General features: G+C 70.1%; 25 protein-coding genes. 12 read left to right on the forward strand and 13 right to left on the reverse strand.

Translation table 11 applies throughout. The annotated features are described in order from the left end of the window. Nucleotides 1-561 carry a hypothetical protein gene (locus tag K4B79_RS33380; RefSeq protein ID WP_232031057.1) on the reverse strand — a complete coding sequence of 187 codons (561 nt, stop codon included), beginning with the start codon at nt 559-561 and terminating at the stop codon, nt 1-3. A 425-nt stretch (nt 562-986) separates the two neighbouring features. On the opposite strand from K4B79_RS33380, the gene K4B79_RS33385 reads away from it, so the two are divergent. From K4B79_RS33385 to K4B79_RS33425, 9 genes are all read left to right on the forward strand, one after another. Next, on the forward strand, nt 987-2,495 hold the full coding sequence (locus K4B79_RS33385; protein ID WP_232031058.1) for an AMP-binding protein: 1,509 nt from the start codon (nt 987-989) through the stop codon (nt 2,493-2,495). A 2-nt stretch (nt 2,496-2,497) separates the two neighbouring features. Then, the gene (locus tag K4B79_RS33390) at nt 2,498-2,770 is read left to right on the forward strand and encodes an acyl carrier protein (protein WP_232031059.1); all 273 of its coding nucleotides are present in this window, start codon (nt 2,498-2,500) and stop codon (nt 2,768-2,770) included. Continuing rightward, a complete protein-coding gene (locus K4B79_RS33395; RefSeq protein ID WP_232031060.1) occupies nt 2,767-3,138 on the forward strand; it encodes an ectoine synthase in 372 nt (123 codons plus the stop codon). The genes K4B79_RS33390 and K4B79_RS33395 overlap by 4 nt, the downstream gene beginning before the upstream one ends. A 15-nt stretch (nt 3,139-3,153) precedes the next feature. Continuing rightward, nucleotides 3,154-4,293 carry an acyl-CoA dehydrogenase family protein gene (locus tag K4B79_RS33400; protein WP_232031061.1) on the forward strand — a complete coding sequence of 380 codons (1,140 nt, stop codon included), beginning with the start codon at nt 3,154-3,156 and terminating at the stop codon, nt 4,291-4,293. A gap of 16 nt (nt 4,294-4,309) precedes the next feature. Beyond that, complete coding sequence (locus tag K4B79_RS33405; protein WP_232031062.1) at nt 4,310-4,996, forward strand: transglutaminase-like domain-containing protein; 687 nt, start codon at nt 4,310-4,312, stop codon at nt 4,994-4,996. 34 nt (nt 4,997-5,030) lie between these two features. Then, nucleotides 5,031-5,978, forward strand: coding sequence for a pseudouridine-5'-phosphate glycosidase (locus K4B79_RS33410; protein WP_232031063.1), 948 nt, complete (start codon nt 5,031-5,033; stop codon nt 5,976-5,978). Beyond that, nucleotides 5,975-6,688, forward strand: a complete 714-nt coding sequence (locus K4B79_RS33415; RefSeq protein ID WP_232031064.1) for an HAD family hydrolase — start codon at nt 5,975-5,977, stop codon at nt 6,686-6,688. The genes K4B79_RS33410 and K4B79_RS33415 overlap by 4 nt, the downstream gene beginning before the upstream one ends. Before the next feature lie 96 nt (nt 6,689-6,784). Next, complete coding sequence (locus K4B79_RS33420) at nt 6,785-8,236, forward strand: MFS transporter (protein WP_232031065.1); 1,452 nt, start codon at nt 6,785-6,787, stop codon at nt 8,234-8,236. 35 nt (nt 8,237-8,271) lie between these two features. Next, nucleotides 8,272-9,132 carry an aspartate racemase/maleate isomerase family protein gene (locus tag K4B79_RS33425; protein ID WP_232031066.1) on the forward strand — a complete coding sequence of 287 codons (861 nt, stop codon included), beginning with the start codon at nt 8,272-8,274 and terminating at the stop codon, nt 9,130-9,132. 736 nt (nt 9,133-9,868) lie between these two features. Here the strand turns inward: K4B79_RS33425 and K4B79_RS33430 are convergent. Beyond that, nucleotides 9,869-11,269, reverse strand: a complete 1,401-nt coding sequence (locus K4B79_RS33430) for a class I SAM-dependent RNA methyltransferase (protein WP_232031067.1) — start codon at nt 11,267-11,269, stop codon at nt 9,869-9,871. 55 nt (nt 11,270-11,324) lie between these two features. Continuing rightward, nucleotides 11,325-13,373 carry an APC family permease gene (locus tag K4B79_RS33435; protein WP_232031068.1) on the reverse strand — a complete coding sequence of 683 codons (2,049 nt, stop codon included), beginning with the start codon at nt 13,371-13,373 and terminating at the stop codon, nt 11,325-11,327. 392 nt (nt 13,374-13,765) lie between these two features. Here K4B79_RS33435 and K4B79_RS33440 point away from each other — a divergent pair, with 392 nt between their 5' ends. Both K4B79_RS33440 and K4B79_RS33445 read left to right on the forward strand, forming a co-directional pair. Further along, nucleotides 13,766-14,437 carry a potassium channel family protein gene (locus tag K4B79_RS33440; protein ID WP_232031069.1) on the forward strand — a complete coding sequence of 224 codons (672 nt, stop codon included), beginning with the start codon at nt 13,766-13,768 and terminating at the stop codon, nt 14,435-14,437. Further along, nucleotides 14,437-15,114, forward strand: coding sequence for a potassium channel family protein (locus K4B79_RS33445; RefSeq protein ID WP_053760793.1), 678 nt, complete (start codon nt 14,437-14,439; stop codon nt 15,112-15,114). Before K4B79_RS33440 ends, K4B79_RS33445 begins: the two co-directional genes overlap by 1 nt. A 169-nt stretch (nt 15,115-15,283) precedes the next feature. On the opposite strand, the gene K4B79_RS33450 is transcribed toward K4B79_RS33445, so the two are convergent. From K4B79_RS33450 to K4B79_RS33485, 8 genes are all read right to left on the reverse strand, one after another. Further along, nucleotides 15,284-15,997 (reverse strand): DUF3159 domain-containing protein, encoded by a 714-nt coding sequence (locus K4B79_RS33450; protein WP_232031070.1) that lies wholly within the window; start codon nt 15,995-15,997, stop codon nt 15,284-15,286. Between the two features lie 3 nt (nt 15,998-16,000). Next, a complete protein-coding gene (locus K4B79_RS33455) occupies nt 16,001-16,399 on the reverse strand; it encodes an OB-fold nucleic acid binding domain-containing protein (protein WP_067441106.1) in 399 nt (132 codons plus the stop codon). A 132-nt stretch (nt 16,400-16,531) separates the two neighbouring features. Next, entirely contained in the window at nt 16,532-17,248 is a 717-nt protein-coding gene (locus K4B79_RS33460) for a response regulator (RefSeq protein WP_232031071.1), read from the reverse strand. Beyond that, nucleotides 17,242-19,791 (reverse strand): sensor histidine kinase, encoded by a 2,550-nt coding sequence (locus tag K4B79_RS33465; protein WP_232031072.1) that lies wholly within the window; start codon nt 19,789-19,791, stop codon nt 17,242-17,244. Before K4B79_RS33465 ends, K4B79_RS33460 begins: the two co-directional genes overlap by 7 nt. A gap of 139 nt (nt 19,792-19,930) precedes the next feature. After that, entirely contained in the window at nt 19,931-20,623 is a 693-nt protein-coding gene (locus K4B79_RS33470; protein ID WP_232031073.1) for an ABC transporter ATP-binding protein, read from the reverse strand. Nucleotides 20,624-20,799: 176 nt separating this feature from the next. Beyond that, nucleotides 20,800-21,567 carry a DUF3710 domain-containing protein gene (locus K4B79_RS33475; protein WP_232031074.1) on the reverse strand — a complete coding sequence of 256 codons (768 nt, stop codon included), beginning with the start codon at nt 21,565-21,567 and terminating at the stop codon, nt 20,800-20,802. Nucleotide 21,568: 1 nt separating this feature from the next. Then, complete coding sequence (gene dut / locus K4B79_RS33480) at nt 21,569-22,129, reverse strand: dUTP diphosphatase (RefSeq protein ID WP_232031075.1); 561 nt, start codon at nt 22,127-22,129, stop codon at nt 21,569-21,571. Continuing rightward, the gene (locus tag K4B79_RS33485) at nt 22,126-22,710 is read right to left on the reverse strand and encodes a PaaI family thioesterase (protein WP_232031076.1); all 585 of its coding nucleotides are present in this window, start codon (nt 22,708-22,710) and stop codon (nt 22,126-22,128) included. The genes dut and K4B79_RS33485 overlap by 4 nt, the downstream gene beginning before the upstream one ends. 114 nt (nt 22,711-22,824) lie before the next feature. On the opposite strand from K4B79_RS33485, the gene K4B79_RS33490 reads away from it, so the two are divergent. Then, the gene (locus K4B79_RS33490) at nt 22,825-23,289 is read left to right on the forward strand and encodes a DUF3093 domain-containing protein (RefSeq protein WP_232031077.1); all 465 of its coding nucleotides are present in this window, start codon (nt 22,825-22,827) and stop codon (nt 23,287-23,289) included. Nucleotides 23,290-23,379: 90 nt separating this feature from the next. On the opposite strand, the gene K4B79_RS33495 is transcribed toward K4B79_RS33490, so the two are convergent. Both K4B79_RS33495 and K4B79_RS33500 read right to left on the reverse strand, forming a co-directional pair. Further along, nucleotides 23,380-24,291 carry a DUF4603 domain-containing protein gene (locus tag K4B79_RS33495; RefSeq protein WP_232031078.1) on the reverse strand — a complete coding sequence of 304 codons (912 nt, stop codon included), beginning with the start codon at nt 24,289-24,291 and terminating at the stop codon, nt 23,380-23,382. Nucleotides 24,292-24,304: 13 nt separating this feature from the next. Continuing rightward, the gene (locus K4B79_RS33500) at nt 24,305-24,601 is read right to left on the reverse strand and encodes a DUF4193 domain-containing protein (RefSeq protein WP_005481602.1); all 297 of its coding nucleotides are present in this window, start codon (nt 24,599-24,601) and stop codon (nt 24,305-24,307) included. Between the last annotated feature and the right edge of the window lie 159 nt (nt 24,602-24,760).

The raw sequence follows: 24,760 nt of genomic DNA on the forward strand, positions 1-24,760 counted from the left end.
TCAACGGCCGTCAGCCGGGGGCTTCGGCGGCAAGCAGCATCCGCAGTACAGACACCCTCTGTCGGCAAACGCCTCGATGCTGTCGTGCGTTTCGACGGCTGACGCCCCGGGGCCCGCGAAGGTCCGGAGGTCCGCCGAGGATTCCGGGGCGCTGTCCCGGCTCGCGCCGGTCGGCACCTCGTAGCCGAGCGAGGCCAGCGCGGCCCACAGATCACCAGCGTGGTTCGCGATGGCATCGCCGAGCTGCGCCGCAGAGTACTGCGGCACCTTCCGGCGAAGGGCGGACGGCTCGGCGAGAGTGAGTACCGCCAGCGAGGCCCTGGTCTCGCCGTCGTCCAGGCCCATCACACGAACGTCCGTGACGTCGATGGACTCGGCCCGCGTTCCGTCGTCCGTGCCGGGCTTGATCAGGGCGTTCAGCTTCGACGCGGTGACCAGGGCCGGCGGTGGATGCGGAACGAACACGGTCTCGTCCGCGACAAGAACACCGTGCACGGCCGGGATGTCGGCTGTCTGGATGGTCACGAGCGGTCCGTCGACGGACGACTGGGGAGTGGTCATGAGGGACTCCAGGGGAGAGGAGAGCGGAAGGGTTGGCAAATGCCGACGTATTCGTGTGAACACGCTGTGTAACTAACCTCAACATCACACCGGCAGGAAAACCCCGATGTCCATCCACCAAGAGGGTGACGACGGTCCGGCATCGGGTTCCGGGAGCAGCCGAACCCTTTCTCCTTCACCGATTGTCCTCGCGCTCGCCCGCGCCGCGCGACAGCCCTGTGGCGTATCCGGCGGGTCAAGGGAGCCGATGACGCCGGCGGCCCGCGTACACCCTGAGGACGACGCGACAGATCGGGGCAGAGGCGGACGTGACGGGCATGGATGGCGGCGCATGCTCTTACCCAGATCGTCGGAGACACACCATCGCGGCCCGCGAAGGTGCCAGCCGGCCACCGTCCGACATTCGGTCCAGAAGGGAGACGGCCGTGCCCACGAGCAGTCTCGTCGCATCCTTGAACCGCCACGCCGGGGAGTCGCCCAACCTCGACGCCCTGGTGTCCGGCAGCACCCGACTCACCTACCGTCAACTGGCCGACCGAGCCCACGAACTGGGTCGGCAACTGCCGCCGGACACCGGCCTGCTGTGCGTGTCGGCCCGCAAGTCACCCGAAGCAGTCGCACTCCTGCTGGCCTGCTTCCAGCAGCACCGCCAAGTCCTGCTCCCATCAGCAGAGTTGGGTGCCGACGCACTGCGCCGACTGGCGAGCCAGGCGCATTGCACACACATAGTGTCGACTGGGTCCGACGGGGCGGCCGGGAAGGACGCGGCGGACGGGGCCGGCGAGGCAGCCGGCGCGTTGTCCGTCGTACGCCTGGCGTCCGTCCTGCCGCCGCGGAGCGGTCTCGCACCCCGCACCTCTCCGCTCCTCCTCACCACGTCCGGATCGACCGGACTGCCCAAGATCGTGCCGCTGCCCGAGGACGGCATGGACCGCTTCATGACGTGGGCCGCCGCGCACTTCGGGACGGCGCGGGGGACCAGGGTGCTGTCGTACGCACCCCTCAACTTCGACCTCTCGCTCCTCGACGTTTGGGCGACGCTCGGCGCGGGCGGCACCGTCGTCCTCGTACCGCCGGAGCGGGCCACCGACGGGCCGCACCTGCTGGAGACACTGGCCGCGACGCGGGTCCAACTGGTGCAGTCCGTACCGATGTTGTTCCGACTGCTGGCCGACGCGGCGGAGGGCGCCGGCCGGACCCTGCCCGACGTCCGGCACGTCCTGCTGACCGGCGAGGCCACGCCGCCGGAGCTACTGGCGCGGACCGCGCGGCTCTTCCCGGCGGCCCGGATCCACAACGTGTACGGCTGCACGGAGACCAACGACAGCTTCGTGTACGAGGTCGACCGCGCCGAAGAGCGGGCGGAACTGCCCCTGGGGGTACCTCTGCCCGGCGTCACCTGGACCCTTCTCACCGGCGAGGGAAGGGAGTTGACAGGCGAGGGCACTGGCGAACTCGTCGTGCGCACTCCCTTCCAGACCGACGGCTACCTCGACTCGGCGCTGAACGTGGACCGTTTCCTGCGTCCGCCGGGCGGCGGCGCCGTGCACTACCGCACCGGCGACCTCGCCCACCGGACTGCCGACGGCGCACTCACCCTGCGGGGCCGGGCCGACTTCCAGGTCAAGGTGCGTGGCGTACGGACCAATCTGCAGGACGTCGAACAGGCCCTGCTCCTGCACCCAGACGTCGAAGAGGCCGTGGTCGTGGCACTGCCCGACCCGGAGGCCGGGGTGCTGCTGCACGCGGTGATACGGCTCACCCGCGTCGGCGAACGCCTCAACAGCCTTGCTCTGCGAAGCCATTGCGCCCGGCATCTGCCCCGGACCGCCATCCCGGGCTCCCTGAACATCACCGATGAGCCGCTGCCGCGCACGTCAACGGGGAAGCCCGACCGCCAATCCATCAAAGAGCGCTGGCTCGCGAAGGGATGAGCATGAACTCCGCGCCACTCAAAGCCTGGATCGTCCAGCAGTTCGTACCCGACATCACACCCGCCGAACTCGACGACGACTACGACCTGATCGACAGCGGGCTGGTGGACAGTCTGCGTCTACTACGGCTGATCGCCTGGGTCTGCGATGCCAACGGCATCCCACCGGGCGAGGTCCAGCTCACCCCTGACAACTTTCGCAGCGTCAACGCGATCCAGGCGTTCGTGGAAAGCGCCGCCGCACCCCACAACAGTAGTAAAAGGGACACAAAATGATCGTTCGCAGCCTGGACGAAGTCAAAACCGTCGACTGGGGCAACGGCATCAGCCGCCGTTTCCTGCTGGAGGCGGACGGCATGGGCTACTCGGTGACCGACACCGTCGTCCGCGCCGGCACCTCCTCCAACCTCCAGTACCAGCGCCATCTGGAAGCCTGCTACTGCATCTCGGGCCGTGGCTGGGTCATGACCACCGATGGCGTCAAGCACCCGATAACGCCCGGCACCCTGTACGCCCTCGACCAAAACGACGCCCACGAACTCGCCGCTGCCGACGAGGACTTGAGGCTGGTGTGCGTCTTCACCCCGGCGTTGCGCGGTGACGAGGCCCACGACCTGTCGGCCGACGGCTTCTCCTGCTACTGAGCCAGGGAGCACACCATGACCATCTGGAACGACGAGCAGCGAGAACTCCGCGGCACCATGCGGCCAGTGTTCGACGCGCTGGGCGAGGACCACCTCGCGTGGGACAGGCGAGGGGAGTTTCCCCGGGAGAAGTGGCGGACCGTGATGAAGTCCGACCTGCTGCGGCTGCCCTTCGCCGAGGAGTACGGCGGACTCGCCCAGGACCTCCTCACCACCATGTACGTCCTCGAAGGGTTGGGCGAGGCCAACCGCGACGGAGGCCTGAGCTTCTCGGTGACGACACACATGGTCAGCGTCGGCGTCCCGGTGCAGCGTTTCGGCTCCCGGGACCTCAAGTACCGCTATCTGCCCGGCATCTGCGACGGCACGTCGATCGGCGCGCATGCCATTACCGAGCCCGACCACGGCTCCGACGCGATGAGCATGCGGACCACTGCCGTGCGCGACGGCGACGACTACATCCTCAACGGAAGCAAGATCTTCATCAGCAACGGGCCGGTCGCCGACCTGTTCACGGTCTACGTCCGCACGGGAACCGCTCCCGGCCCGGCCGCACTCAGTGCCTTCCTCGTCGAACGCGGGACGCCCGGACTGACCGTCGGGGAGCCCATTGAGAAGATGGGCCTCAAGACCTCCCCGCTCGCCGAGGTGTTCCTCGACGACTGCCGGGTCCCCGCCCGCAATCTGGTCGGCGCGCCCGGCGCGGGGTTCCTGGTCCTCGACCATGTGATGAAGTGGGAGATCCTCTGCTCCTTCGCCGTCAACCTGGGCGAGATGCGGCACCGGCTCGACCGGTGCGTCCAATACGCCGGCGAGCGAAGGCAGTTCGGGCAGAGCATCGGCAGGTTCCAGTCGGTGTCCCACCGCATCGTCGAGATGAAGATCGCCACCGAGACGGCCGCCAAGTGGCTGTACGACACGGCCGCCAAGCTGCTGCGCCACGAGGACGTCACCGTGGACCTGGCCATCGCAAAGATCCTCACCAGCGAGGGCAACACCGCGAGCGCCCTGTCCGCCCTCCAAATCTTCGGCGGCTACGGCTACATGACCGAGTACGGCATCGAGAAGGACGTCCGCAACGCCCTCGCCGGAACCATCTACTCGGGCACGTCCGAGATCCAGCGCACCCGCATCGCCGCGATGCTCGGCCTGTGAGAGAAGGGAATTACCCATGTCCGACGACGAAATGACCCCATGCCTCCGCGCCACCGAGTTCCTGGACCACGAGTCGCCCCGGATACGGGAGTTCGTCGCCCGGTCCGTCCAGGACTCCTCGGCGGGCGACCCCGTACGCCAGGTCGTAGACCTCTATTACGCCGTACGCGACGGCCTGTTCTACGAGGTGTACGGCGCCGACCTGTCTCGAACGGGCCTGAGCGCAAGCTCGGTCCTCGCCGCCGGACAGGGCTTCTGCCTGCACAAGTCGGTGCTGTTCGCCGCAGCGGTGCGTGCGGTGGGCGTGCCGAGCAGGCTGGTGTACGCCGACGTCCGCAACCATCTCGCCTCGGACCGCCTCAAGGAACTGATCGGCGGCGACGTCTTCTTCCACTCGCTGACGTCCGTGTACCTGGGCGGGCGCTGGCTCAGAGCGACCCCGGTCTTCAACGAGCTGCTGTGCCGGCTGTACGGGATGCCCGCGCTGGACTTCGACGGGGTCACGGACAGCCAGTACCACCCGTACGACAGCTCACAAGAAACCTCTGCCCAGATGGAGTTCCTCAAGGAGCATGGCGAATTCGACGACCTGCCGTACGAGTTCGTGATGTCCAGCATGCGCCTCCTGCACCCTCGCTTCCTCGACGGCTTGAGCACGGTCGCTGGCGGATCACTGGCTACTGAGGCCAACTCCCATGCCTGAGGCCCGAGTCGCACATCTACCCGAGGAGAGTCATATGAGTACGCACCGCACCGCACCCCTCGCTCTTGACGAAGAGGTCGCCGAGGCCCTGCACGAGGGGCGGCCGGTTGTCGCCCTCGAATCGTCGGCGATTCCGCACGGTCTGCCGTACCCGGCGAACCTGGCCCTGGCCCATGACATCGACGACGCCGTACGCGGCTCGGGCGCCGTCCCGGCCCGGGTCGGTATCCTCGACGGCCGGATTCTCGTTGGTATGACCACGGAGCATCTGGAGCGCTTCGCCGCCGCCCCGGGCATCCCCAAGGTCAGCACCCGTGACCTGGGCATCGCCGTGGCGGGCGGCGGGCCCGGCGCGACCACCGTGTCCTCGTCGCTGGTGGCCGCCGACCTCGCGGGCATCCGGGTGTTCTCGGTCGCCGGCATCGGCGGGGTCCACCGGGACGCCCCGCTCACCTTCGACATCTCGGCGGACCTGGTCCAGTTCACACGCAGCCGTACGGCCGTGGTGTGCGCCGGGGCCAAGTCGATGCTGCATCCGCGGTGGACGGTCGAGTGGCTGGAGACAGCCGGGGTCCCCGTGATCGGCTACCGATGCGACGACTTCCCGGCGTACTTCAGCGTGAGCAGCGGGGTCCGCAATCCCCACCGGCTGGACGACCTCGGGCTGGTCGCGTCGGCCGCCCTCGCCCACTGGGACACCGGCACGGAGACCTCGGTGCTGGTCACGCACCCGATCACGGAGGCCGACGGCATCCCGTCCCAGGACGTCGAGGCGGCTGTCGCCGACGCCACCTCACTCGCCGAGCGCGACGGCATCACGGGCCCGGCCATCACGCCGTACCTCCTGAAGGCAATCGCGCGGGCGACGGAGGGCCGGACGGCCGCCGCCAACCGTTCGGTGCTGCTGTCGACGACTGCGCTGGCGGGCGAGTTCGCCGTCCGGCTCGCGGAGGAGATCACCAGGCGGGAGGCGCCCGTATGAGCGGCAATCGGACAACGGCCGTACTGTTCGATCTCGACGGCACGCTGCTGGACACCCCGGGCGCCATCGTGTCCGTAGTGAACAAGGTCCTCGCTGAGTCGGTCCGGCCCGTGCCGCCCCGGGAGCGGGTGCGGGCCACCGTGGGCAGGCCGCTGGCGGCGGCCTTCGCCGAGCTGCTGGAGCTGGAGCAGGAGCACTGCGAGGTGGCTCGGGCGGTCGACCGCTTCCGAAAGTTGTTCCGCGAGGACGTGGTCCCGAGGGCGAGGTCTCTGATCTTCCCGGGCGTACCGGAGCTGCTGGTGCGACTGCGGGCAGAAGGGCTCGCTCTGGCCATTGTGACGAGCAAGATCCGGGTCAGCGCCCTGGAACTCCTCGAACCGGCCGGGCTGACGCACCACTTCGACGCCGTCGTCTGTCACGGGATGGCCCCTCAGGGCAAGCCCCACCCCGATCCGGCCCTGTTCGCCGCGCGAGAGCTGGGCCGCGAACCCGGCGCGTGCGTGGTCGTGGGCGACGCGGTGGACGACGTACGGATGGCCGGTGCGGCCGGGATGCGTGCGCTCGGAGTGACGTACGGGGTTGCCACGGCGGAGCAGTTGACCTCCGCGGGGGCGGAATCGGTGGCCGAATCGGTGCGGGCACTCAGCGAAGCTCTGGATGGTCTTCGATCTTCCACCGTGATCACTGATCGCATCCGGGCAGATACGTAAAGCCATGACACGTATCGGCGCACCGGCATGGCGACATCCACACCGGCACCAATATCTACACATAACGGAACGATACGATAAGGCGGTTACGAAGAAATGACGCCACCCACGACACCGGACCACGCGGCGCCGGGCAGTCCGATCGGGGGGCTGGTGACGCTTTCCGCGGCCCAGTTCCTCATCGCGCTCGACTTCTCGGTCATCTTCGTGGCCCTGCCCAGCATGGGTACGGATCTCGACCTGTCCCCCAGCGCCACCCAGTGGGTGGTCAGCGCCTACTCCGTCTTCTTCGCCGGGTTCCTCGTGGTCGGCGGACGGGCCGCCGACCGGATCGGCGCGCGCAACATGTTCGTCGCCGCGCTTCTGCTGTTCAGCGTCGCCTCGCTGATCGGCGGCATCGCCGGGGACCCCGCGCTGCTGCTGATCGCCCGGGGCGCACAGGGCGTTGCAGCCGCCGCGCTCCAACCGTCGATCCTCGCCCTGGTCAACACCTCCTTCGCACCGGGCCGTGAACGTACCCGCGCCCTCGCCGTCTGGGGCACGGTCGGCGCCAGTGGCCTCGCCGCCGGCGTCGTCCTCGGCGGGCTGCTCACCACGCTCTCATGGCGCTGGACCTTCCTCGTGAACCTGCCCTTCGCGATCGTCTGCGTACTGGCGGCCCCGCGCCTGCTGCCGGGCGGAAACGGCCCGCGTACGTCGTCCCCGCTCAACGTCCTCAGCGCGGTGCTCTGCGCCGCGACCGTCCTCGTCTCCGTGCTGGGGCTCACTCTGGCCGCAGACCTCGGCTGGACCGCCCCGCTCACACTGGGCAGTTTCGGCGCGGCCATTGTCCTCCTCTTCCTCTTCGTCGTCCGCGAACGAGGCAGCGCTCAGCCGCTGGTGGCACCGGCGCTGCGCGGGACCCGCACGCTCCTCGTCGGCTGCGGCTGCTCCGCCCTCTACATGGCGAGCGTGGCGGGCTCGGAGTTCTACCTCGTCACGCTCATCCTCCAGGAGGGGCGCGGCTTCGAACCGCTCGCCGCGGGCATCGCCTTCCTGCCACTGGCCGTGTGCATCACCCTTGGCAACATCATCGCGGGCCGGCTGGTCACCACCCTGGGCGTGGGGCGCACGTTGCCGTCTGCGTTCACGGTCGGCGCGGTGGGCCTACTGCTGCTCGCGGTCTCCGTGCACAACCACTCGTACTGGCTGGGCATACTGCCCGGTCTGATCGTGAGTGGGCTCGGCCACGGCATGATCTACACCTCTATGTTCGTCGGCGGCACGCGAGACGTGGCCGACGAGAACCAAGGCGTCGCCGGCGCCCTGATGACCACCACCCAGTACGCGGGCGGCGCCTTCGGGGTGGCAATCCTGGTCATCATCCTCGGCGCGAACCCGGACGACGGCGCCTTCCTGCCCGCGTTCCTGCTGGCGGGCGTGGTCGCGTTGGCTGGCGCGGTGTGGTCGTGGCTGGGCTTCGGTGTCCCGGCTGCGCAGGCAGGAGGAGCGGAGCAGAAGCCGGCCGGAGACCCGGTCACAGCGCGCGAGAAGGGGAGGACGTCATGACGAGGCGCGCAGTACCTGACGTAGCGTCAATTCCGGTGTCCACCAGGCGAGTGGACGGCCCACGCATCGGCATCCTCGTCATCCACAACGACCCTGTTCCCGAGACCGAGATATGGGCGATGGCCCCGCCCGGTGCCTCCGTCCACACCGCCCGCTTCGAGTGCCCCCGGCACGTCGACACCGAGTACGTCGGCAGCCCTGCGCGGGCTTTCGCCTCGGACCCCGAGGTGGCCCGGGGCCTTGATCACCTCGGGCGGCTCGGCGCGGACAGCATCGCGCTGTGCTTCGGATCCAGCAGCTTCTTCGGTGGGCCGTCCTTCGACACGGAGTTCATCGCGGAGGCAGAGACGTACTCCCACGGCACGCCTGTCCACACCGCCGCCGTGGCGATCACGGCCGCACTGCGGGCCTCCGGCGTACGTCGTCCCCTGGTGATGATGCCGCCCTGGTTCACTCCCCCGACCTTCGCGGCCACTGAGAAATACCTCGCCACCGTTGGCGTCAATCGCGTCCGCATCGCCCAGTTCGACCTCGGCCCGGAGTGGGCCGGCTCCCCCAAGTACAACGCCTTCGACGAGGGCGCCCGCTGGGTCGTCGACTCGGACGAGGTACACCGCCAGACACTCACCGCCGTGCACACGGTCGAGGCCGACGTGGACTCCGGCCCCGACCCCATCGACGGCATCCTCGTCCCCGGCAGCGGTTTCCGCGCCCAGGGCGCGGTCGTACCCCTGGAGCGGGAGCTGGGGCTCCCTGTGATCACCGCCAACCAAGCGGTCCTGTGGTACGGACTGAACCTGGCCGCCGGTCCCGACGTGCCGCTGGACAGGGCGGGTTCCGACCACGGCAGTCTTTTCGGGAAGCGGCTACCCACGCCGAACAAGCCCGAGCGATAACGCATGTGAGCTGAATCCATCCCGGAATCTGCTGGTCACCATGCTTTCCCTCCCCGGGTCAAGCAGTGGCCCGCTGCGGCACCGGAGATCGGCAGTCACATCACGCAGCCCTGCCTGTCGGCGATCACTTCCACCAGCGACCGTCCGGTGCCGCCAAGACCGGCACCCCGGATCATCGAGGACAGGGGCAAGGAGTCACACCGGCCCTGGAGGCCACGAGCCCGGATCGGGCTCTATGAGGGAGGTGATGGGCGTTCACGGTTCGCGGCCCGCCACCGCTGCCGGACGGACTCGGACATCGCCGTCCTGTCCGCCCCCACGTCCACCGTGATCAGCGGCGCGGGCAGCGACCTGGAACGCCTCATGGCCCAGTGGACGGCCTGGGGTGCCGCCGCCCGCCGGATCACGGTCGACTTCGCCTCCCGCGCGCGACAAGCCGGGCCAAGAGACCCGTCGCACGTGCGCTGCCCTGCTGCGGCCCAGCAGCAAGACAAATGCGCGCATACGAGGGAGCCGGCCAGCTCGTCTCCGCACCTGTTCCAGGCTCTCCAACGACCTGACGGCCTTTCAGCCCGTGCGTCATTCGTGCGTCACACCGCAACAATCAACGGGCTCCGCCACCGCCACGCGCCTCTCCCTCTCAGACGAATGCGCAGGTCACGCGACAGCGTCCGCCTTCACCCGTTCCCACCTGCCAAACAGGTCGAGCCGACGAAAGAAGTCAGAGAACCGCAGGTCAAGATCCCTTTCCAGTGGGTTCCAGGATCGCGACGCACTCCACGTGGTGCGTCATCGGAAACAGATCGAAGACCCGCAACGTCCGCACCCGATACCCCCCGTCCCGGAAGTACCCCAGATCCCGCGCCAGCGCGGCCGGGTCGCAGGCGACGTAAGCGATGCGGCGGGCGCCGAGGGAGGCGAGGTGGGCGACGGTCTTGCGGCCGGCGCCCGCGCGGGGCGGGTCGAGGACGATGAGGTCGACCTCGGTGATGCCGGTGCGCGGGAGGACGCTCTCGACCTTGCCCTGCTCGATACGGACGCGGTCGAAGGCGGCGAGGTTGTGGCGGGCGTCCTCGACGGCACGCTTGCCGGACTCGATGCCGAGGACCGCGCCCTGCTCGCCGAGCCGGTCGGCGAGGGCGCCCGCGAAGAGGCCGACGCCGCAGTAGAGGTCGAGGGCCATCTCGCCCTTGCGGGGCAGCAGGCCCTGCATGACGGCCGTGACGAGGGTGTCCGCGGCCTTGGGGTGGACCTGCCAGAAGCCGCCGCTGCCGACGCGATGGGTACGGCCGTCGGCGCGTTCGCGGACGAAGGCGCGGCCGTGGACGCGGTGGACGCCGCCGTCCTTCTCCTCCACCCGCATCACCGACACCGGCCTGTCCAGCTCCACCAGGGGCAGCCGGGCGCCCGGACGGGGCGTCAGGATCACCTGGCGGTCCTGCGAACCCGTCGCCGCGATGGCCTCGACGGACTCCATGCCCGTCCAGTCCCGCTGCTCGATGCCGAGTTCACTCACTCCGGGTGCCGCGATCATGCAGTGGTCGATCGGCTCCACCTCGTGCGAGCGGTGGCGGCGCAGACCGGCCCGGCCCGAGGAGGCGTCCACCGCGTACTGCACACGCGTCCGCCACTGCGGCACCTGGCCGGCGGGAAGCTTGTCGCCCTCGGCCGGCATCACCGTGCCGTCCCAGCCGGCCTCCTCGGGGGTGAGGCCCGCGAGGCGCTGCAGCTGCTCGGCGACGACCTCGCCCTTCATGCGGCGCTGGGCGCCCGGCTTGGCGTGCTGCCAGTCGCAGCCGCCGCACCGGCCGGGACCGGCGTACGGGCAGGGCGCCTCGACGCGGTCCTTGGAGGCCGACAGGACGGACACCGCGTCCGCGCGCAGGAACCGGGCCCCCTCCTCGCCCTCGGTCACCCGGGCCACGACCCGCTCACCGGGCAGCGCGTGCCGGACGAACAGCACCTGGCCGTCGGCCGTGCGGGCGACGCAGTGCCCGCCGTGGGCGACGGGGCCGACCTCGACCTCGTACTCCTCCCCCACCAGGGAGCCGTCCGCGGAGTTCACCGGGGAGCCCTCCGGGGATTCCGGCGACTCGACCGTCGACCCCGCCTGCGTTTTCTTCGGTTCTGCCTGCATGGCGGGGGTGACTCCAGATGCGTGAGGGGGAAGGGCCGAACAACAGCCCACCAGTCTACTTCGGCGCCGACGTCTCCTTGGCCCGCTGCTCGGCGGGCCCCCGCCGCACCGCGCCCGGCGCGTTCCACTCCTGCCGCTTGCGGGCCCGCTTCCGGGCCGCCTCGGAGGACTGGAGCTGGTAGGGCACCGACGTCACCATGACACCCGGAGTGAACAGCAGCCGGCCCTTCAGCCGGAGCGCGCTCTGGTTGTGCAGCAGATGCTCGTACCAGTGGCCGACCACGTACTCGGGGATGATCACGGAGACCACGTCCCGCGGCGACTCCTTGCGCAGGCTCTTCACGTACTCGATGACCGGCCGCGTGACCTCGCGGTACGGCGAGTCGAGGACCTTCAGCGGCACGGTGATGCCCCGTCGCTCCCACTCGGCGCGCAGCGCCTTGGTCTCCGCCGGGTCGACGTTGACGCTGAGCGCCTCCAGGGTGTCCGAGCGCATCAGCTTGGCGTAGGACAGCGCCCGCAGGGTGGGGCGGTGGATCTTGGAGATCAGCACGACGGAGTGCACGCGGGACGGCCGTACGATGTCGTCGCTCGGGCCCTCGGGGGCCGCGATCTCCTCGGCGACCCGGTCGTAGTGCTTACGGATGGCGGTCATCGTCGCGTAGAAGATGACCATGCCGAGCAGCGCGACCCAGGCGCCGTGGGTGAACTTGGTGACCAGGACGACGACCAGCACCATGCCGGTGAAGAAGGCGCCGAAGGCGTTGATGGCGCGGGAGCGGAGCATGTGGCGGCGCTTGGCCTGGTCCTTCTCGGTGACCAGGTGGCGGTTCCAGTGGCGGACCATGCCGGTCTGGCTGAGCGTGAAGGACACGAACACGCCGACGATGTAGAGCTGGATCAGCCGCGTGGAGTCGGCGCCGTAGATCCACACCAGCAGCGCGGCGGCGCCCGCGAGGAGCACGATGCCGTTCGAGAAGGCGAGGCGGTCGCCGCGGGTGTGGAGCTGGCGGGGCAGGTAGCGGTCCTGGGCGAGGATCGAGCCGAGCAGCGGGAAGCCGTTGTAGGCGGTGTTCGCGGCGAGGAACAGCACCAGCGCCGTGGCCGCGGCGAGCACGATGAACAGGAAGCTGCCCTTGCCGAAGACGGCCGCGGCGACCTGGGAGATCACCGGGTTCTGGACGTAGTCGGCGCCGAGGGCCACGCCGTTGTGGACCAGGTCGACGGCCGGGTTCTCGGCCATGCGGACCTTGGTCACGGCGGCCAGCGCGATGATGCCGCAGAACATCGTGACGGCGAGCAGGCCCATCATCGCGAGCGTGGTCGCCGCGTTCTTCGACTTGGGCTTGCGGAAGGCCGGGACGCCGTTGGAGATCGCCTCGACGCCCGTGAGCGCGGCACAGCCGGAGGAGAAGGCGCGCAGCAGGAGGAAGACCAGGGCGAACCCGGCCAGCCCCTGGTGCTCCGGCTTGATCTCGTAGTCCGCCGTCGGCGCCCGCATGGTGTCGCCCAGGACGAGCCCGCGGAAGGCACCCCACGCGATCATGATGAAGACGCCCGCGACGAAGACGTACGTGGGGATCGCGAACAGCGAGCCGGACTCCCTGACCCCGCGCAGGTTCATCAGCGTCAGCAGGACGATGACGGCGATCGCGCACAGCACCTTGTGCTCGACCACGAACGGGACCGCGGAGCCCAGGTTCTCGATGCCCGAGGAGATGGAGACGGCGACGGTCAGGACGTAGTCGACGAGCAGCGCGCTGGCGACCGTGAGGCCCGCCTTGGGGCCGAGGTTGGTGTTGGCCACCTCGTAGTCGCCGCCGCCGCTCGGGTACGCGTGCACGTTCTGACGGTAGGAGGCGACGACCGTGAACATCAGTACGACGACCGCGACGGCGATCCAGGGACTGAAGTGGTACGCCGACACGCCCGCGATGGACAGGACCAGCAGCACCTCGCCGGGCGCGTACGCCACGGAGGAGAGCGGGTCGGAGGCGAAGACAGGGAGTGCGATGCGCTTCGGCAGGAGCGTTTCCCCGAGCCGGTCACTGCGCAGTGCGCGCCCGATCAGGATCCGTTTGGGCACGTCGGTCAGTTTGGACACAACAGAGGATCGTAAGGCGTCGAACTGGCGCCCGCCCACCCGCCACCCCTCAACCGCCTCTCATCTGCCTCACGGGTGAAATAACGGACGCCCAGCGCTGCGGATTCCGTAGCCGGACCGGTCGCCATGTCTATATGACAAACCCCGCCCGTCGACGCCTCGGAGGTTCCATGCACGCGACCGCAGAGCTGATCGGGGCCGCGGCCACCCTTGTCGGTCTCGGAATCCTGTTTCTCGCCAGTGTGCGGAGCATCGGCCGCCGCTGAACCGCTCCCAGCTGGGAAGCAACCATGCAAGGGGGTGCCGCCGTCCTACCGCGCGTGTGTAGCTTGGGCGTCGGTCTGAGACCCTGATGTGGCTGAGCAGTAACTCTTGACACCGGAAGGACGGTCGTGCACATCGTCATCATGGGCTGCGGGAGAGTGGGTTCCGCTCTCGCCCAGACCCTGGAGCAACAGGGGCACACGGTCGCCGTGATCGACCAGGACCCCACCGCCTTCCGACGACTGGGCTCCGGTTTCGGCGGCCGGCGTGTCACCGGAGTCGGCTTCGACCAGGACACCCTGCGCGAGGCGGGCATCGAGGAGGCCGGCGCGTTCGCCGCCGTCTCCAGCGGTGACAACTCGAACATCATCGCCGCCCGGGTGGCGCGCGAGATGTTCGGCATCGAGAACGTGGCGGCCCGGATCTACGATCCCCGGCGCGCCGAGGTCTACCAGCGCCTGGGCATCCCGACCGTGGCGACCGTCCGCTGGACGGCCGACCAGATGCTGCGCCGGCTGCTGCCCTCGGGCGCGGAGCCGCTGTGGCGCGATCCCACCGGCGGGGTGCAGCTGGCCGAGGTGCACGCCTCGACCGCCTGGGTCGGGCACAAGATCAGCACGCTCCAGGAGGAGACGGGCGTCCGCGTGGCGTTCCTGACGCGGCTCGGGGAGGCGATCCTGCCCACCTCGCAGACGGTGCTCCAGGAGGGCGACCTGGTCCACGTGATGATGCGCACCGACGAGGTCGACAAGGTCGAGGCGGCGTTCGCCAAGGGTCCCGAAGAGGAGAGCGGTCACTGATGAGGGTCGCCATTGCCGGTGCCGGTGCGGTGGGCCGCTCGATCGCGGGCGAGCTGCTGGAGAACGGCCACGAGGTCCTGCTGATCGACAAGGCGCCGACCGCCATCTCGGTCGAGCGCGTCCCGCAGGCGGAGTGGCTGCTCGCCGACGCCTGCGAGATCACCTCCCTGGACGAGGCCGCGCTCCAGCGCTGCAACGTCGTGATCGCCGCGACGGGCGACGACAAGGTCAACCTGGTCGTCTCCCTGCTGGCGAAGACCGAGTACGGGGTTCCGCGGGTCGTCGCCCGCGTCAACAACCCCAAGAACGAGTGGCTCTTCAACGAGTCCTGGGGCGTGGACGTGGCGGTCTCCACCCCGCGTCTGATGTCGGCGCTGGTCGAGGAGGCGGTGAGCGTCGGCGACCTGGTCCGGCTGCTGCGCTTCAGCCACGGCGACGCCAACCTGGTCGAACTGACCCTCCCCGAGGAGTCGGCCCTGGCCGGCACCCAGGTCGGCGACGTGGAATGGCCCGAGGACACCTCCCTGGTCACCATCATCCGCGGCACCCGCGTCCTCACCCCGACCCGCGAGGACTCCCTGGAGGCGGGCGACGAGCTCCTCTTCGTGGCCGCGCAGGCCCGCGAGGAGCAGTTGGAGGACCTGCTCTCGGTGCGCCGGGAGGACGCGACGAGCTGAGCGCCTTCAAGCGCTACGACGACGGAGGGCGCCCTTGCGAAAGCGGGGCGCCCTTGGTCCACCAGCCTGTCCGGCGATTGAGGACGGCGATCTAGGACGACGCCCCTTCAGGGCCGAAGCGGGGGTCTGGGGGCGCAGCCCCCGGCGAGCCCGCCCCCACGCCGGGTGCCTACTCGACCGACCGAGCAGCAGCCTCCCGCTCCTTCTCCTCCGCCTCCATCTCGGCGAAAACGTCGATCGGCGCGGGCGCCTTCGCCAGGAAGACCCAGGTGAGCCAGACGGCCAGCAGGAACGGCGGGATCTTCAGGGAGACCAGCACCCAGCCGAGCTGGGTCGTGTCCGCCCACCAGTACAGCGGGAAGAGGATCGCGCACTTGGCGAGCAGGATCGCGCCCCAGGCGTAGCTGGCCTTGGCGTAGGCCTTCTTGCGGCCGGGGTTGCGGGTGCGCCAGGAGAGGTTCTCCTTGAAGACCGGGCCGAGGATGAGGCCGATCAGCGGGACTCCGCACAGCGTGGTGATGATGTAGGCGAGGCCCAGGCCCAGCGTGTAGAGCATGCCGGGCAGGTAGAAGTCCTTGGCGTTGCCGGTCATCATCGCGAAGACGACACCGAACGCGACGCCGAAGACCCCGCTGAAGGCGTGCTTGACGGTGTCCCGCATCACCAGCCGGACCACGACCAGGATCAGCGACACCGCGAGGGCGGCGATCGCCGACAGGTGCAGGTCCTTGTTGATGGTGTAGATGGTGACGAACAGCAGGCCGGGCAGCACCGTCTCGACCATGCCCCGGACCCCGCCGAAGGCCTCGAAGAGCGCGGCCTCGGTCACCGCCCGGGCATCGTGTTGCTGGGTGTCTTCGGTCGGCTTGTCGAGCGACGTCACCGGCTACTCCCGTCCGAGGGGTCTCAGTTCGTACTTCGGGTTGAACAGCACCCGGCGGCCCCGGCTCATCGAGATCCGGCCCGATGCGATCAGCTTGCGCCCCGGCTCTATGCCCACGATGGAGCGTCTGCCGAGCCACACCACGTCCAGAGCCGCGGAGCCGTCGAACAGCTCGGCCTCCAGGGCCGGGACTCCCGCGCGCGGCCTCAGGGTGACCGTGCGCAAGGTACCAGTAACCGTGACGACCTGACGGTCCTGGCAGTCGCCGATCCGGACACAGCCGGCGGTCGCGGCATCCTCCCGCAGCTCCTCGGACTCCAGGTCCTCCTGCGACGAGGAAAGCCGGTCGAGCATGCGCCGGAACCGGCCCACCGGCTTCTCGGAACGAGGAACAGCACTCATGCCTGAAGCGTACCGGGGCCCACCGACAGCTACGTACCCGCGCTGCTACCGCTCGAACCGGTACTCCATCCCCGGCTCCGTGATGCTGCATCCCCCGGGGGACAACCCCCGGACCCCCGGCCGTCCGACAGCTCACCTCTCGAACCGGTACCCCATCCCCGGCTCCGTGATGAAGTGCTTGGGATGCGAGGGGTCCGCCTCCAGCTTCCGTCTCAGCTGGGCCATGTAGACCCGCAGGTAGTTCGTCTCCGTCCCGTAGGACGGCCCCCACACCTCCTGGAGCAGCTGTTTCTGCCCGACGAGACGGCCGGTGTTGCGCACCAGCACCTCCAGCAGATGCCATTCGGTGGGGGTCAGCCGTACGTCCTTGCCGTGCCGCCGGACCTTCTTCGCGGCCAGGTCGACGGTGAACTCGTCGGTCTCGACCAGCACCTCGTCCTCACCGCCCCCGGTGGGCTCGGCGCGGCGGACGGCGGCGCGCAGCCGGGCCAGCAGCTCGTCCATGCCGAAGGGCTTGGTGACGTAGTCGTCGGCGCCGGCGTCGAGGGCCTCGACCTTCTCGTCGGAGGAGTGCCGCGCGGACAGCACCAGGATCGGCACGCGGGTCCAGCCCCGCAGCCCCCTGATCACCTCGACGCCGTCCATGTCGGGCAGACCCAGGTCGAGCACCACCACGTCGGGGTGGCGGGCGGCGGCGAGCCGGAGGGCGGTGGCGCCGTCGTGCGCCGAGTCGACCTCGTACCTGCGCGCCTTGAGGTTGATCACGAGGGCGCGCACGATCTGCGGCTCGTCGTCGATCACCAGGACCCTCGTCGCGGTCTGGGGGGTCCCCCCGGCCGGACTCACCATGTGGCCTGCCTTTCCGGTCGTACGGGCTGAACGGGCTCCTCGGGCGGCAGTCCCGCCGCCCGGAGCGTCAGCACCATGGTGAGGCCTCCGCCGGGGGTGTCCTCGGCGGTGAGCGTGCCGGACATGGCCTCGGCGAAGCCGCGTGCCACGGCGAGTCCGAGGCCGACGCCGGCCCCGCGCGGGGCGTCGCCGTAGCGCTGGAAGGGCTCGAAGATGCGTTCCTTGGCCGCGTCGGGGACGCCGGGCCCGCGGTCGACGACCCGGACCTCGACGCGGTCGGCGATGGCGCTGGCGGACACCAGGACGGTCCTGCCGTCGGGGCTGTACTTGACGGCGTTCTCGACCAGGTTGGCCACCGACCGTTCCAGCAGCCCGGGGTCCACGGCGACCATGGGCAGGGTCTCCGGGACGTCCAGCTCCACACTGCCCTCGCTCACCCCGCCGAGCGCCATCGGCACCACCTCGTCGAGGTCGATCTCGCGGATCAGCGGCGTGACGGTGCCGGTCTGGAGGCGGGAGATGTCGAGCAGGTTCCCCACCAGGTGGTCGAGCCGGTCGGCGCCGTCCTCGATGCCCTCCAGCAGCTCGGCCCGGTCCTCCTCGGACCAGGCCACGTCGTCGGACCGGAGCGAGGTGACCGCCGCCTTGATCCCGGCCAGTGGCGTACGCAGATCATGGCTGACGGCGGCCAGCAGCGCGGTGCGGATGCGGTTGCCCTCGGCCATGGTCCGGGCCCGGTCGGCCTCCTCCTGCAGGCGCCTGCGGTCCAGGACGTCGGCGGCCTGGGCGGCGAAGGCGGCGAGCACCCGCCGGTCCTCGGCGGGCAGCACCCGGCCGCTCAGCGCGAGCGCCATGTGGTCGCCGACCGGCATGTCCACGTCCGCGTCCTCCGGCCGCTCCAGCGCCGGCCCGAGGCCCGCCCGGCCCGCGCAGGTCCAGGGATCGACGTCACCGGCGCGCTCCAGGAGGGCCGCCGACTCCATGCCGAAGGTCTCGCGGACCCGCTCCAGCAGCTCTTCCAGTCCGGTTTCACCGCGCAGCACGTTGCCCGCGAGGAAGGACAGGATCTCCGCCTCGGCCCGCAACCGGGCCGCCTGATGGGTGCGCCGGGCCGCGAGGTCGACGACCGAGGCCACCGAGACGCCGACGCCCACGAAGATCACGATGGCGACGATGTTCTTCGGGTCGGCGATGGTCCAGTGGTGCAGGGGCGGTGTGTAGAAGTAGTTCAGCAGCAGCGAGCCCATCGCCGCCGAGGCCAGCGCCGGGAACAGCCCGCCGAGCAGGGCCGCCGCCACCACGATCGTCAGGAACAGCAACATGTCGTTGGCGAGGCCGAGCCGCACGGTGCTCAGCAGCAGCGCGGCGATCACCGGCCCGGCCACGCCGACCAGCCAGCCCCAGACGATCCGGGCCCGCCCGAGCCGAGCCCCCCGGGCCACCGGCAGTCCGCGCCCCTTGGCGACCTCCTCGTGCGTGACGATGTGCACGTCGAGGTCGGGCCCCGAGTCCCGGGCCACGGTCGTGCCGACGCCGGGTCCGAAGACGTACTGCCAGGTCTTGCGGCGCGAGGAACCCAGGACGATCTGGGTGGCGTTGACCCCGCGCGCGAAGTCCAGCAGCGCGGCCGGTATGTCGTCGCCCACCACATGGTGAAAGGTTCCGCCGAGGTCCTCGACCAGGGTGCGCTGTACGGCGAGTTCCTCGGGCGAGGCGGCGGTCAGCCCGTCGCTGCGCGCTATGTAGACCGCCAGCACCTCGCCCCCGGCGCCCTTCTCCGCCAGCCGGGCGGCGCGGCGGATCAGGGTGCGGCCCTCCGGCCCGCCGGTCAGCCCGACCACGATCCGCTCCCGCGAGCCCCAGATCCGCGACACGCGGTGCTCGCTGCGGTAGGCGTTCAGGTACTCGTCGACCCGGTCGGCCACCCACAGCAGCGCCAGCTCGCGCAGGGCGGTGAGGTTGCCCGGCCGGAAGTAGTTCGAGAGAGCGGCGTCGAGCTTGTCCGGCTTGTAGACGTTCCCGTGGGCCATGCGCCGCCGCAGTGCCTCGGGCGACATGTCGACCAGTTCGATCTGGTCCGCCCGCCGCACGACCTCGTCGGGCACGGTCTCCCGCTGCCGCACCCCGGTGATCGACTCGACCACGTCCCCCAGCGACTCCAGATGCTGGATGTTCACGGTCGATATCACGTCGATCCCGGCCGCCAGCAGCTCCTCCACGTCCTGCCAGCGCTTGGTGTTGCGGGAGCCGGGGATGTTGGTGTGGGCGAGTTCGTCCACCAGGGCGACGGCGGGGGCCCGGCGCAGCACGGCGTCGACGTCCATCTCGGTGAAGGCGGCACCGCGGTACTCCAGCTCCCGGCGCGGGATCTGCTCCAGGCCGTGCAGCATCACCTCGGTGCGGGGCCGGCCGTGGTGCTCCACGACGGCCACCGCACAGTCCGTGCCGCGCTCGACACGCCGGTGCGCCTCGGAGAGCATCGCGTACGTCTTGCCGACGCCCGGTGCCGCACCGAGGTAGATCCGAAGCCTGCCGCGTCCCATGGCCCTATTGTCTTCCGGTCGATCCTGCCTGCGCAGCGTCGACCCTACGACCAGCAATCCCGACATATGGGGTCAGGGGCGGCCCACGGGCCCTCTTTGACGCAACCCTGACGCCCACTGTCGGTCCGGCGGACGGACGCTAGGACTCGACGATCTCCCCGTCGCCCAGTTCCAGCACCCGGTCGGCCAGGTCCAGCAGGTTCGTGTCGTGGGTGGCGACGAGGGCGGTGACCTGTTCGCTGCGGACGACGGCACGCAGCAGCTCCATCACGGAGTGGCCCGTCTCGGCGTCGAGCTGGCCGGTGGGCTCGTCGGCGATGAGCAGCGAGGGGCTGTTGGCGAGGGCACGGGCGATGGCCACCCGCTGCTGCTGGCCGCCGGAGAGCTCGCCGGGCCGCTGCCGGGCGTGCCCGGACAGGCCGACCAGGGAGAGCAGGAGATCGACGCGCTCCTCGCGCTCACGCACGTCGGCGCGGCGCAGACGCATCGGCACGCCGACGTTCTCGGCGGCGGTCAGGATCGGGATGAGGCCGAAGGACTGGAAGACGAAGCCGACCCGGTCCCGGCGCAGGGCGAGCAAGCCGTCCTCACCGAGGTCCGCGAGGTCGAGTCCGTCGACCTCCACCCGCCCCCGGCCCGGCGTGTCCAGACCGCCGACGATGTTCAGGAGCGTGGTCTTGCCGGAGCCGGACCGCCCCTTGAGGGCGACGAGTTCACCGCGCGGCACCTCGAAGGAGACCCCGCGCAGCGCGTGCACGGCGCCCGCTCCGTCGCCGTAGGACTTGTGTACGTTCTCCACCCGCACCATGGTCTCGGTGACCACCTGAGTCATGCGCCCTCCCCCGTGAACCGGGCGCCAGTATCACCAGCCGGCGCCCGGAGATCAACGCTTTCGGCTCGGGTCGTCCCCGCGGGTGAGGGTTTCCCGGGCACCCACGGGAGGGGCCCCGCGCGACAAAGGGCCGCATCCCCTGACGGGGTGCGGCCCTTCGCTGTCGCCGGGACCTGCTAACGGACCTCGGTGATCTCCGGTCCGCGCTGGAGCTGGCCCATGCCGCCGGAGAAGCGGGAGCCCTCCTCCTGCTGCTGGATGCCCTCGGGCACCATCTGCGCGTCGTTCGGCAGCTTCAGGACGATCGGGTCGCGGGGCGCCATCGGTCCCTCACCACGGACCACGACGGTGTCGCGGAAGATCTGCTCCAGCAGGCCGGCCGCCTGCGGCTGCACCGCGCCCTGGCCGGAGATGACACCGCGCAGGAACCAGCGCGGGCCGTCCACCCCGACGAACCGCACCACCTGGAAACCGCCCGTGCCGTCCGGCAGCTGCACCGGCACCTGCGCGCGCAGCTCCCAGCCGAGCGGGCCCTCGACCTCGTCGATGATGCCGCCCTGCTGGGTGATGCCGGTGGCGATCTCCTCGCGGACCTCGCCCCAGATGCCCTCGCGCTTGGGTGCGGCGAAGGCCTGCAGCTGGACGGCGCTGTCGCGCAGCACCACGGTGGCCGCGACGATCGCGTCGCCCGCGACCTCGACCCGCAGTTCCATGCCGTCGACACCCGGTACGAACAGACCGCCCAGGTCCACCCGGCCCTCGGCCGGGTCACGGACCTCGGTGCTGTCCCAGGGCCCGTCGGGCCGCGGCTCCGGCTCCAGCCTCACGCGCTCGCGCTCGGCCGCGTCCTCTTCGTCCGCCTCAGTGTCGACACTGTCGACGACCTGCTCGGCCTCGCCGGCCGCGTCCTCGGCGGCACCCTTCTTCTTGCGACGTCCGAACACGTCACTGTCCTTCCCGGTCGGATACGACCGAAGCGTATCGATTCCCACCCGTCGCGCCGCCCACGGCGGCATGACCGTTTGTGCCGCCCCCGTCGCCCACCGCGGCATGGCCACCGGTGGACCCGAAGCCCCCCTCGGCCCGTGCCGAGTCGGGAAGCTCCGCGACCTCCTGGAAGCGGACCCTCTCGACCTGCTGGACGACCAGTTGGGCAATCCGGTCGAAGCGCTCGAACCGCACCGACTCGCGCGGGTCGAGATTCACCACGATCACCTTGATCTCCCCACGGTACCCGCCATCAACCGTCCCCGGGGCATTCACGAGAGCGACACCGCAGCGGGCGGCCAGACCGGAGCGGGGATGCACGAAGGCCGCGTACCCCTCCGGGAGGGCGATCGCCACCCCCGTGGGCAGCACGGCCCGCTCCCCCGGCTTCAGTTCACGGCTCTCGGTGGTGCGCAGATCGGCACCGGCGTCGCCCGGGTGGGCATACGCCGGAAGCGGTACGTCCGGATCGACGCGCCGGATCAGCACACCGAGCTCCTGACGAGGGGTACGGCTCACGGGTTCACCTCGAAGGCACGGGCACGGCGGACCTGGTCGGGATCGTCCATGGCGGCCCGGATCTCCTCCGGGCGGCCGTTCTCCACGAAGTGGTCCACCTTGACCTCGATGAACAGGGCGTCGGCACGGACCGCGACGGGCCCGTCGGGGGCACCGACCCGGCCCGTGGCGGAGGAGTAGATCTTCCGTCCCGCCACCGCCGTCACCTCGGCCGCCAGGTACAGCACCGTGCCGACCGGAACCGGCCGCACGAAGTCCGTCTCCAGCCGCCCGGTCACCGCGATGGTCCGCAGCAGCCAGTTCAGCGAGCCGAGGGTCTCGTCGAGGGCACTGGCGAGCACCCCGCCGTGCGCGAGCCCGGGGGCGCCCTGGTGGGCGGCCTGCACGGTGAACTCGGCGGTGATGCTCACACCCTCGCCGGCCCGCGCCGCCAGATGCAGCCCGTGGGGCTGCTCCCCGCCGCAGCCGAAGCACTGGCCGTAGTGCGCACCGAGCAGCTCACCGGGCGCGGGAGCATCGGGATGGCGCACCGGTTTCACGGCGTCGGCCGGAGGCTGAAGAGCTGCGGAAGTACCACTCACAGCCGCAGACCTTACCCGCCCGCCCGTCACCCACCGGCCATCCTGCCCGACAGCGCTACGCGCAGGCTCCCCCTGACAGCGGCCCGTTCCGGACACCATGCCAAGCTTGGCTCCATGCAGTCCTCCGCCGCCCCGTACGAAGAACGCCTCACCACCCCCCGCTCGTGGTGGCTGATCTCCTTCCTCGTCGGCGTCTCGTTCGCTCTGATCCTGCTCCCGTTCGGCACCCTGCCGCTGCTCGGCGGCCTGGTCGGCGGCACGGCGGCGGCAGCGGTGGTGGCCAGCGCGTACGGGGCTCAGCGCATCCGTGTCGTGGGCGGCTTCCTGATCGCCGGCGAGGCGAAGATCCCGGTGTCGGCGCTGGGCGAGGCCGAGGTCCTGGACCCGGAGGAGGCCCGCGCCTGGCGCACCTACAAGGCCGACACCCGTGCCTTCCTGCTGCTGCGCGCGTACATCCCCACCGCCCTGCGGGTGGAGGTCACGGACCCCGAGGACCCCACGCCGTACCTGTACCTGTCGACGCGTGAGCCCGAGCGGCTGGCGGACGCCTTGAAGACGGCGCGATCGGCCGCCGCCTAGGACGTTTGCGCGGAGTCTCACCCGAGCGGTGGGGTCCGCCGAAGTCTCACGGAAGTCTTACCGGGGTCCGGGCCCCTCGGTCCTGGCGGGTCAGTTCCCGAGTTCCTTGCGGCCGTCCCCCAGTTCCAGTGGGTCCGAGGGTGTCTCCAGGGCCGGAAGCTCGGGCAGCGCGTCCCACGGCACCTGCGTCCTGCGCAGGTCGGCCCGGATGCGCTCGGCGAGGTTTCTGGTGTCCCTGCGGTTCATGACCGCTCCCACGGCCGCGCCCACCATGAACGGCATCAGGTTCGGCAGGTTCCGCACCATCCGCTTCATGATCTGCTGCCGCAGTTGCTGTTTCATCCGGCTGTTGAGCGCCGAGTTGTATGTCGACGGCTTGGTCACGTCGATGCCGCGCTCTCCCGACCAGGAGTTGAGATACGCGGTGGAGCGCTCCTTGAGACCGCCGGGCGGTCGTACGCCGTAGACCTCGTGGAGTTCCGCGATCAGCTTCAGCTCGATCGCCGCCACACCGGTGATCTCGGCGGCCAGTTCCGTGGGCATCGCCGGCGGGACCGGCATCATCGCCGCGGCGCCGACGCCCGCTCCGACGGTCGCGGTCGCCCGGCAGGCGCCCGCCACGAGCTTGTCGGCGAGTTCCTCGGGTCCGAGGCCGGGGAACTGCCTGCGGAGCGTCGCGAGGTCGCGTACGGGGATCCGCGGGGCGTTGTCGATGATCCGGTCGGCGAGGTACGCCAGACCGGCCCTGGCGCGGCTGCCGCCCTTGCGGACGCCTTCCCGGGCCTTGTCCCGGATCGCGGCCGCCCGCCGTTTGGCGACGGGGGCCGGATGGTCCGTCGACACCGGGAGGTCAGCCCGGTCGACCGCCGGTTCGAGCGAGGCCGACCCGGTGTCGGATGAGCCCCGCTCGTCGTCACGCGCGCTGAACCGTCCCTCGGACGGTCCTTTGTCCGCTCCCCGCGCGAGGAAGCGGCGCTTCCGGGGAGGGGTCGAGCCAGTCACGGCCGACCCCTCCTCAGTCGCAGTCGCGACAGATCGGCTGACCGTTCTTCTCCCTGGCCAGCTGGCTGCGGTGGTGCACCAGGAAGCAGCTCATGCAGGTGAACTCGTCCTGCTGCTTCGGCAGTACACGGACGGCCAGCTCCTCGTTCGAGAGGTCGGCGCCGGGCAGTTCGAGACCTTCGGCGGCCTCGAATTCGTCGACGTCGACGGCCGAGGTCGACTTGTCGTTCCTCCGGGCCTTCAGTTCTTCAAGGCTGTCCGAGTCGACGTCGTCATCGGTCTTGCGTGGGGTGTCGTAGTCGGTTGCCATGTCGCTCTCCCCCTCTGGGTGTCTGCGGTGTCTCCAGCGCACGTAACGCGTGAGAGGCCGGACTTGTGCCCGACCTGAGGCGGAGATTTTGCCTCACATCAAGGTCTGTTACTCAATCGACACCCAACCGGACTCCTCTTGAGTGATCGGGTTGGATGG

This window comes from Streptomyces lincolnensis (assembly GCF_021173675.1).
GTDB classification, from domain to species: Bacteria; Actinomycetota; Actinomycetes; order Streptomycetales; family Streptomycetaceae; genus Streptomyces; species Streptomyces lincolnensis_B.

Excerpts from the sequence above, each read along its gene's own strand:
- K4B79_RS33420 (WP_232031065.1), top strand. The coding sequence starts at position 6,785 with ATGACGCCACCCACGACACCGGACCACGCGGCGCCGGGCAGTCCGATC.
- K4B79_RS33490 (WP_232031077.1), top strand. The coding sequence starts at position 22,825 with ATGCAGTCCTCCGCCGCCCCGTACGAAGAACGCCTCACCACCCCCCGC.
- K4B79_RS33395 (WP_232031060.1), top strand. The coding sequence starts at position 2,767 with ATGATCGTTCGCAGCCTGGACGAAGTCAAAACCGTCGACTGGGGCAAC.
- K4B79_RS33380 (WP_232031057.1), bottom strand. The coding sequence starts at position 561 with ATGACCACTCCCCAGTCGTCCGTCGACGGACCGCTCGTGACCATCCAG.
- K4B79_RS33390 (WP_232031059.1), top strand. The coding sequence starts at position 2,498 with ATGAACTCCGCGCCACTCAAAGCCTGGATCGTCCAGCAGTTCGTACCC.
- K4B79_RS33460 (WP_232031071.1), bottom strand. The coding sequence starts at position 17,248 with ATGGTGAGTCCGGCCGGGGGGACCCCCCAGACCGCGACGAGGGTCCTG.
- K4B79_RS33455 (WP_067441106.1), bottom strand. The coding sequence starts at position 16,399 with ATGAGTGCTGTTCCTCGTTCCGAGAAGCCGGTGGGCCGGTTCCGGCGC.
- K4B79_RS33470 (WP_232031073.1), bottom strand. The coding sequence starts at position 20,623 with ATGACTCAGGTGGTCACCGAGACCATGGTGCGGGTGGAGAACGTACAC.
- K4B79_RS33445 (WP_053760793.1), top strand. The coding sequence starts at position 14,437 with ATGAGGGTCGCCATTGCCGGTGCCGGTGCGGTGGGCCGCTCGATCGCG.
- K4B79_RS33500 (WP_005481602.1), bottom strand. The coding sequence starts at position 24,601 with ATGGCAACCGACTACGACACCCCACGCAAGACCGATGACGACGTCGAC.
- K4B79_RS33430 (WP_232031067.1), bottom strand. The coding sequence starts at position 11,269 with ATGCAGGCAGAACCGAAGAAAACGCAGGCGGGGTCGACGGTCGAGTCG.
- K4B79_RS33405 (WP_232031062.1), top strand. The coding sequence starts at position 4,310 with ATGTCCGACGACGAAATGACCCCATGCCTCCGCGCCACCGAGTTCCTG.
- K4B79_RS33415 (WP_232031064.1), top strand. The coding sequence starts at position 5,975 with ATGAGCGGCAATCGGACAACGGCCGTACTGTTCGATCTCGACGGCACG.
- K4B79_RS33410 (WP_232031063.1), top strand. The coding sequence starts at position 5,031 with ATGAGTACGCACCGCACCGCACCCCTCGCTCTTGACGAAGAGGTCGCC.
- K4B79_RS33465 (WP_232031072.1), bottom strand. The coding sequence starts at position 19,791 with ATGGGACGCGGCAGGCTTCGGATCTACCTCGGTGCGGCACCGGGCGTC.
- K4B79_RS33400 (WP_232031061.1), top strand. The coding sequence starts at position 3,154 with ATGACCATCTGGAACGACGAGCAGCGAGAACTCCGCGGCACCATGCGG.